The organism is Flavobacterium sp., from assembly GCF_031363805.1.
In the GTDB taxonomy this organism is placed as follows: domain Bacteria; phylum Bacteroidota; class Bacteroidia; order Flavobacteriales; family Flavobacteriaceae; genus Flavobacterium.
Genome location: NZ_JANLVD010000093.1, coordinates 42,124 through 50,783 on the forward strand (window position 1 = coordinate 42,124; position 8,660 = coordinate 50,783).

General features: G+C 30.1%; 7 protein-coding genes. 1 reads left to right on the forward strand and 6 read right to left on the reverse strand.

The window, feature by feature from the left end; genetic code table 11:
* Window positions 1-98 precede the first annotated feature (98 nt).
* The 5 genes from RMN92_RS05515 to RMN92_RS05535 form a co-directional block, all read right to left on the reverse strand.
* Window positions 99-1,382: an HlyD family efflux transporter periplasmic adaptor subunit gene (locus tag RMN92_RS05515; RefSeq protein WP_309608465.1), complete on the reverse strand. Its 1,284-nt coding sequence runs from the start codon at window positions 1,380-1,382 to the stop codon at window positions 99-101.
* A gap of 32 nt (window positions 1,383-1,414) precedes the next feature.
* A complete protein-coding gene (locus RMN92_RS05520; RefSeq protein ID WP_309608466.1) occupies window positions 1,415-3,607 on the reverse strand; it encodes a peptidase domain-containing ABC transporter in 2,193 nt (730 codons plus the stop codon).
* Window positions 3,608-3,619: 12 nt separating this feature from the next.
* A complete protein-coding gene (locus RMN92_RS05525) occupies window positions 3,620-5,167 on the reverse strand; it encodes a vitamin K epoxide reductase family protein (protein WP_309608467.1) in 1,548 nt (515 codons plus the stop codon).
* A gap of 116 nt (window positions 5,168-5,283) precedes the next feature.
* On the reverse strand, window positions 5,284-6,051 hold the full coding sequence (locus RMN92_RS05530; protein ID WP_309608468.1) for a glutaminyl-peptide cyclotransferase: 768 nt from the start codon (window positions 6,049-6,051) through the stop codon (window positions 5,284-5,286).
* 124 nt (window positions 6,052-6,175) lie between these two features.
* Window positions 6,176-6,349: a hypothetical protein gene (locus RMN92_RS05535; RefSeq protein ID WP_309608469.1), complete on the reverse strand. Its 174-nt coding sequence runs from the start codon at window positions 6,347-6,349 to the stop codon at window positions 6,176-6,178.
* Between the two features lie 196 nt (window positions 6,350-6,545).
* Here RMN92_RS05535 and RMN92_RS05540 point away from each other — a divergent pair, with 196 nt between their 5' ends.
* Window positions 6,546-6,902, forward strand: a complete 357-nt coding sequence (locus RMN92_RS05540) for a helix-turn-helix transcriptional regulator (protein WP_309608470.1) — start codon at window positions 6,546-6,548, stop codon at window positions 6,900-6,902.
* A 173-nt stretch (window positions 6,903-7,075) separates the two neighbouring features.
* On the opposite strand, the gene RMN92_RS05545 is transcribed toward RMN92_RS05540, so the two are convergent.
* The coding region (locus tag RMN92_RS05545) for a thioredoxin domain-containing protein (RefSeq protein WP_309608471.1) at window positions 7,076-8,660 on the reverse strand (1,585 nt) is incomplete at its 5' end.

Consider the following 8,660-nt stretch of genomic DNA (forward strand, 5'->3'; position numbering starts at 1 on the left):
ATATTACAATTTCAGAATAAAGTTTCTAACTAAACTTTATTAATTAAAATTCGCCGTGAGCACTATAATAAAAATATGAACTAGGATAAAGGAAAAATTTATCTTTTGAAAATATCTCTAAACTGATAAAGAAGTCTTTCAATTAATCGTAAATCTTCGGTTACTACATCTGCAGTACCAGACATTTCTTGTTGGAAAACGATTTGTTTTTTATATGAAGTTTCTAGACCTTTCGGTAAAGATACATTTATCAATAAATTGCCTTCTTTGTCTGTCGTTAAAGAAATTGCTTTTATAATCCCTTTTATTACACCAAATTCACGGTCAGGATAATTTGCCAGTCGAATATTAACAGTTTGCCCTACTTTTATTTTGCCTGAATTTTGCGAAGGGGCTTTTACTTTTCCTATATAGCCACTTTCATTTGTTGGAATTATAGCAAATACATTGTCGCCAGCATTTACGGTTTGATTATCTGCCCAGAGTTGCAAAAAACTTACTTTGCCATCAATTGATGATCGTAAAACATAATTTAATTCCCAATCTTTAATGGCTTTTTTAAGCTGATAGAAAGATTGGATTACATTGCGTTCTAAATTTACATTTTCTTTACTTTCGTTTATTTGTGTTGTTTTACTATTTTTATTAAGTTCATTCAATGATGATTTTAATGTAGAAATAGTACTTAGAAAACTTTTGTAATTTTTTTGAGATTGCAAATATAGCAATCGTTGTTTTTCTATTTCTTGTGTTGCTATTATTCCTTTTTTGTACAAAGTTTCGTAACGATCCAATTCACTTTTTTGTAAAATCAATTCATTTTGATTAATGTCTTTTTGTGCTTCCAATAAATTCAAGCGTTCTTTAAGTTGAATGGCTTCGTAACTTTGGGCTGAGCCTTCGATCTGGTAAGGCGTTAATTTTGCATTTAAATCGTCTGCAATACTTTCTTTTTGAAACACTGCAAAGGCACTTTCTATTTCACCCAATTGCGCGGATTTTAATTTCTCAAATGGAAACTTACATTTATCGATATTGATACTATCTACAATTGTTTTTAGTAAAAAAACGTCTTTATAATTTGCTGAATTCTCAATAACGGCAAGTGGAGTATTTTTTGGAATAGTTGCTTTATCGGTCACCAAAAGAACTTCGATTTTACCTGAGACTTTAGCAACTAATTTTTCAGGAGGAATATTGGTTGTAATAATAATTTGTGTAGTTATTACGTCTGGATATTTAACCAGCCACGATACAAAAAAAAGTGACAATAAAATTAATAAAACTACAACCGAACCCCAACGAATCATCCAATGTGGTACTCGTGTTAAGATTTCTTGTACTTCTTCACTTCTTAATTCTATTTCTGTATTCTCTGGCATTTTGTCTTTTTTTAAATAATAAATCAAAAATCTTAACTTCCCAATTGCAATTGATTACGCACCAATTCATAATAACTGCCTTTTAATTTGACTAAGTCATTATGATTTCCAATTTCAACAATTTTACCTTTTTCTAAAACTACAATTTGATCAGCATTCATGACTGTACTCAATCTGTGTGCAATAACAACAACAGTTTTATTTTTAAAGAAAATATCCAATTTTTGCATAATTTCTTTTTCATTATTCGCATCTAGCGCAGAAGTAGCTTCGTCAAAAAATAGCATTTCAGGATTTTTATAAACAGCTCTGGCAATAAGTAGTCTTTGTTTTTGTCCTGTGCTCATTCCAACACCTTCCATTCCAATTTTGGTATTATAGCCTAATGGATAGTTTTGTATAAATTCTTTGATATTAGCCACACCAGCTGCATAAACCAATCGTTCTTTATTGATAATATCTACTCCAATTGCAATATTGTTGGCAATTGTATCGTTGAAAATATAACCCTCTTGCATCACTGTTCCAACGTGTGAACGCCAGGTTTTTTGGGCAACGGTTTTTAAATGCGTTTTATCTATTAGAATTTCTCCAGAATTAGGCTCATAAAATTTAAGCAAGAGTTTCATTAAAGTCGTTTTTCCGCTCCCGCTAGTTCCCACAATAGCAGTTACTTTGTTTGCAGGAATAGTCAAGTTTAAATTTTCTAAAACTGGAGTATCAGAACCAATATATCTAAAGCTCAAATCTTTTATAATAATATCACTATCAACAGGAATTTCATGGATTTGAGATACTTCTTGTTGTGTTTCATCTTCTTTTTCGTGAATTTCTGATAAACGAGCTAGTGATATTTTGGCATCTTGTGCTTCGCGGATAAAACTTATTAATTGCAAAATGGGTCCGTTTAAACTGCCTACAATGCTGCTTATTGCGAGCATCATACCCAATGTGATTTGACCATCGATAACCAATTTTGCAGACAAGAAAATAATGATAATATTTTTTAATTCATTAATAAAATTTGAGCCTATATTTTGGGTTTGTTCTAATACCAAACCTTTCATAGACACTTTAAATAAACGTGCTTGTATATATTCCCAACCCCAACGTTTCTGTTTTTCTGCATTGTGGAGTTTTATTTCCTGCATACCGCTTATAAGTTCAATAACTTTGCTTTGTTCTTGAGAAATTTCTGCAAAACGTTTGTAATCCAATGCTTCACGACGCTTTAAAAACAGTACAACCCAAAAGAAATACAATATACTTCCCGCAAAAAATACTGCAAATATTTGCAAATTGTAATAGGCTAAAACGCCACCCATGATAACCATATTTATGAGTGAGAACAAAACGTTTAGAGAGGATGTAGTCAATATTCGCTCTATTCTATGGTGGTCGTTTATGCGTTGCATAATATCGCCTGTCATGCGGACATCAAAAAAGGAAATAGGTAAATTCATTAATTTAATAAAAAAATCAGAAATCAAAGAAATATTTATGCGACTAGAAAGATGTAATAAAATCCAACTTCGAATCAATTCTAAAACTGTTTTGCCAACAAACAAAAATAATTGTGCAAATAATATTAAGTAGATAAAGTTAATATTCTGATTTTGAATACCAACATCGACAATGCTTTGGGTAAGAAATGGAAAAATAAGTTGTAGCAAACTTCCAGCCAGTAAACCAATAATAAGCTGAATTATAAAAGACTTATAGGGTAATATATATTTGAATAGTAGTGAAAAACCGAATGCTTTTTTATCATCGCTTTCAAATACTGATTGATAAAATTTTGGAGTAGGTTCTAGTAAAAGTGCTATGCCTTCTTCTGTGGTTTCGTTGGCGTTGTTGCCAATCCAGAGTTTTAAGAATTCTTGTTGGTTGTATTCTATAAGTCCAAAAGCAGGATCAGATATATAGTACCTATTTTTTTTGATTTTATAAAGAATGACATAGTGTTCTTTGTTCCAATGTAAAATACATGGCAAAGGAACTTCTTCTAGTTTTTTTAAACTGAGTTTTGCGCCAAGTGTTCTAAAGCCAATTTTTTCAGCAGCATCAGACAAGGTTAACAAATTGCTACCTTCTCGTGTGGTCTCACTAAACTCTCTTAAAGTTTGAATGTTTAAAATCTGACCACAATGTTTCGCAATTATTTTGATGCACGTGGGACCGCAATCTTTTGAATCTGCTTGTATGTAATTGGGGAAGGTTTTCAACACATAAAATATTTAACTAAAGTCTGCATCATCTTCCAAATCATTTATAAAATGGATTAAATCATTTCTATCATATTCCTTTGGAAATGAATAGTTATTTATAATTATTGCTGGTGTATAAGTTATTTTATTTTCTTGATTCCAAGTATATTGCTCATAAAGTACTTCGTTAATTTTTAAATCATTAATTTGAGAAGTTGAGTTTGATAATAATTTGTCTTCTTCTTTATTTTCAAACCAATCGTGAAGTCCTTTCATAAAAACATCTTGACCTTCACTAAAATAGATTTGAACTAATTTTTGATGTACTCTTTTTGATTTTTCATCACTTTTTGAACCATCAAAATTAAAATGCAAATCGAAACAAATTTTATCTTTGTGTAATTCTAATATTTCATCGATAATTTTGTGCATTTCTTTACAATGACCACAAAAAGGACTAGACACTACTGTAATTTTTAGTTTGGCTTCTGGATTGCCAAGTAAAATATTGCTTGAAATAATTATCTTCTCATTTACTTTATCAGAAGATAACAAAACCATTTTGAACAAAGAATATTTTCTTTTGAAACGATTATTCTCACTTATTGTAGACTTAAAATCAAGATTCTGTTTGATTATACTTTTTACAAAAACTGATGCTATATGAGAACCAACTAATACCAATAAAAAGTAAGCAATCGAAATGGTGTTTATTGCAAAACTGAAGTTATTATAAACTAAAAGACTTACTATTTCAGCATAGATTATGCAAATAATTGCCAAACAAATAGGACACCATTTTTTTGCAACGATAATTTGTTGGTAAAAAGAAAAAAAAGTTACAGGAATTGAAAAAAACAATATAATAGTTGTAATGTTATAAAAATCAGTCAACTGTTTTGAAATTGAAAATAACAATAGAGCCAGTATTTGAGATGTAAAAAAAGTAATACTCGCCCCACTAAAACTAAATTTTTCTAAGAATCGTGATTTTTTAGCATTAATTACCGCATCACAATCAGAATTTGTAGTTATGGTACAAACTGCCTCCGAAAATTTTGTTTGAATTCCCAATTCATAATAAATAGCTTCAAGCGATAAGTAAAAACCAATTGTTGCAAAACAAACAAAAATAAATGCTAACAATGAAAAACCATTCGCAAAAATTGAAAACAAATAAATTATTCCTAGAAATATTAAAGTATAAATGACGAAATTATTGGATTTTTTTGTTGGCGTTTCGTTTTCTTCATTCTCAGCAAGTAAAACAATGTTTTGAAACATTTTTTCAAACATTTTGTTTGAAACTAAATTTGATTTCCCATCTTTAAAATATTGAAAACCATTTTCTTTGCGTTCCAAAAATGCTAAAAAAGTATCTTGATTTCCTTCTTTAATCAACCCCATAAAATTATTAGGCAAATATTCCAAATCTTCGTTTTCTATTCTTGTTGCAAGATTGTTAATTTTAAAAAAACTTAAAGTATCGCTTATGGATAATAAAGAAGGATAGTCTGAATGTGATTGAAGTTGATAATCGAATTCATTTTGATCAATAATTATTTTTTCTTTTTTCAAATATTGAAAAAGACAATTAAGTTTATTCATAACAAACGAGGTGAAAATACTTTAATGGGTGTAAACTATTAAGCTTTACTGCCAAATATCCTTATTCTACAAGTCCTGTTAGTAGATTAATTAAGTTTAACTTCATATATGCTTGGCCACATTTTTCCTGTGATAAAAAATGTGTCTTTATCTTTATTATAAGCAATACCATTTAATTCTTGAGCTCCCGAAAATTTAGTTAAAGCTTCATAGCATAATGAATTAAAATCTATTGATCCTACAACTAAACCACTTTTTACATCAATTTTTACAACTCTACAGGTTGTATAAATATTAGCATAAATAAAACCATTAACAAATTCTAATTCATTGAGATTTACAACCGCAACATCATTTTCAAAAACTTCTATTTTTTTTTCTACTTTTAAATTTTTTGGATCTAAAAAAGTTAGCTGGTTAGTGCCATCACTCATTATTAATAAAGTATCATTAATTGATGTTAAACCCCAACCTTCCTTACTTTCAAAAGTAAAATTGCCTTTTTTCTCAAATGTATTAAAATCGTATATAAATCCTTTCCTGTTTTTGTATGTTAATTGATATATTTTATCCTTACATTTTGCAATGCCTTCACCAAAATAAAAGTCTTTATCCAACTCCACTTTGACATTCAAAAGTCCAGATCTTAAATCTAAAATTCCAATCACAGATTTTGCGTTTGGCATATCATTAGGAGAACCTGTGCTTTCATATATTTTATTATCATAAAAAAACAAGCCTTCTGTAAAAGAGTTTATATCATGAGAATAAGTATTTAAAATAGCAAATCCAATATCTTTATCAGTCTTTTTATCACTTCGATGGTTTTCTTTGCAACCTTGGATAAGAATCATAAAAAAAATGAAACAATTATATTTATTTATTTTCATTAAGTATATTAATTTAGTTTTACAAATATAATTTTATAAAGCATAAGTTTAAAATTTTGGCCAAAACAAAGTTTTAGCCAAAATTAATTTATGGATGTGAAAGAATCCATCCGCCACCATTCCAGTAGCACTGATATCCTGGACCCTCCGAGTAACTAGCAGAGTGACATGCAAAATAAGTTGCGTATCTTCCACCAGACATTTCTCGCATTTCTTCTCTTTTAAGTACTTTTTTAAAATCTTTCAAACTGAGTTTTTTCATTTTTTAAATTTTTAATTTGTTAATAAATATAAAACCCCCTCAAAATCATTTTAAATCACCATGTGCACTTGGGATATAAAAAAACAACAAGGAATAATTTTAATAATTCAAATATCTTATTATGTTTTTGTGTAAACTAATTTTAAGTTTGCATATTTTTTGCATATTTTCGCAATAAATAAAATCGTATTATAAAATGGAAAAAACTAAATTAATACAAGCGAGAATAAAAAGATGTTTCACGCAACAACAACTTGCAGAAGCTTTGTGTGTAGATGTTTCCAATTATAACAGGAGGGAAAAAGGGCAAATAAAAATTTCTAATACAGAATGGGAAAAATTATCCAAAATTTTAGAAACTCCAATAGAGGAAATTTATGAGCAAGAAGATAGCATGGTCTTTATATGCAAAGACAATGCAACAGGAAATTATCAAGGAAATAATCATATTTATTCAATACCTGAATATTTTTTAGATAATCAGAAAAAATATATACAGAAACTCGAAGAAGAAAACCAAAACCTAAAAAACGAGATGGAGAAGTTGCGGTAGTTTGGTAGTTAAAAACTACCACTATGCCCCAGATTGAAGCGGCAGCCCCGAAATTTTAAAAGCTATTTTTTCTTGGAGTAACAGAGCGACCAAAGGAAGCTCCTGTTGCGAGCATAGAAAAAAAGCTTTTTAAATGAGGGCTAAAGCGGAAAGCTGGAATTGGCACAAAATACTTAGATTTTCAAATCTTCCAAAACTTCAACAAAGCCTTGTTTTGGCAACAAACAAGCCTTGTTTTGGCATACATAAAATAAAGTTTCGTTTTCTAAAAAACGATCTTTTAAGAAAGGTAGCGTTGAACTTTTTATACTTCCAGCCACAATAATATTGGGCAAATATTCTTTGTTTATTTTTTGAATTTCTTCTACCGCATTTTTGCCACAAACTGCCAATTCTTTATTGTCTTCGGATAAATTTATCCATAGGTTCAACCAGTTGGAATATGCCGATGCATAATCCATATTGGGAATCATGTGATGCAACATTTTCAAGGCAATTTTTTCGTAATACTTGTTGTGAAACAAAATACTCAAAACATATAAATTACTCGCCATAACTGAGTTGGAAGCAGGCATCACGTTGTCTTCGGTTTCAAAATGTGTAGCAATTAATGGCGAAGCATTTCTGGAATTGAACATGAAAAATTGTTGCTTTTCATCGTAAAAATAATCCAGACAATAATCTGTCCATTGCTTGGCTTGTTGCAAATAATTTTCATTTAATGTGGCTTGATATAAACTGATAAATGCTTGAATAGTAAAAGCGTAATCTTCTAGAAAACCTTCAATAGTGCTTTTCCCGTTTTTGTACGAATGATATAAAAATCCTTCTAGCGACGATTGTTGTTGGACAATAAAAGCAGCATTTTTTTCGGCTAAAGCCAAATATTGTGTATTTCCTAAAGCATTGTAAGCGTCGACATAGCCTTTGAGCATAATGGCATTCCAGGAAGTAAGCGATTTGTCATCTAGCCTTGGTTTTGGTCGTTTTTCCCTAGCTAAGAAAAGCAATTGTTCCCAATTTTTCTTTTTAATTTGCAATTCATTTTCGGTCAAGCCGAATTGGGAAGCCACACTTTCTGTAGTTTGACTTTGTATTAAAACATAATTGTCGTGTCCCCAAAAACCAAATTCATTTACATTATATAAATGACTAAAAACTTCAAAATCTACTCCTAAAATTTCTTGTAATTCTGCTTGTGTCCAAACATAAAAAGCACCTTCTTCGAGTTTGCTTTCTTTGTTCAAACTATCGGCATCCAATGCAGAAAAAAAACCGTTTTCAGGATTTAGAAATTCTCTTTCTACGAAAGTTAAGGTTTTTTCAATTACTTCTTTGTACAATAAATTTTTAGTTCGTTTGTATGCTTCGGAATATAATGAAATAAGTTGTCCATTGTCATACAACATTTTTTCAAAGTGTGGCACGTGCCAACGCATATCGACAGAATAGCGTGAAAAACCACCATCGATGGTATCGAAAAGTCCGCCGTGTGCCATTTTTGTCAAGGTCAAATCGACAAAATCTAGCAAGTCTTTGGATTTGGTTTGAAAACCGTATCGTTGCAAAAACAAATAATTATTGGGCATCATAAATTTTGGCGCACGAGCATAACCTCCATATTCCCAATCGAAACTTTTGGACCATTTTTCGACCAATGGTTTTATATTATCGGTATGATTTTGTTCTTGTGATGTATTGTGTTCTATAACTCCCAAAACTTCAATGCCTTTATGCAGTTTTTCGGCATATTCTATG

What these genes read in the sequence shown, in the direction of transcription:
- RMN92_RS05535 (WP_309608469.1), bottom strand. Translation starts at nt 6,349, where the DNA reads ATGAAAAAACTCAGTTTGAAAGATTTTAAAAAAGTACTTAAAAGAGAA.
- RMN92_RS05515 (WP_309608465.1), bottom strand. Translation starts at nt 1,382, where the DNA reads ATGCCAGAGAATACAGAAATAGAATTAAGAAGTGAAGAAGTACAAGAA.
- RMN92_RS05540 (WP_309608470.1), top strand. Translation starts at nt 6,546, where the DNA reads ATGGAAAAAACTAAATTAATACAAGCGAGAATAAAAAGATGTTTCACG.
- RMN92_RS05530 (WP_309608468.1), bottom strand. Translation starts at nt 6,051, where the DNA reads ATGATTCTTATCCAAGGTTGCAAAGAAAACCATCGAAGTGATAAAAAG.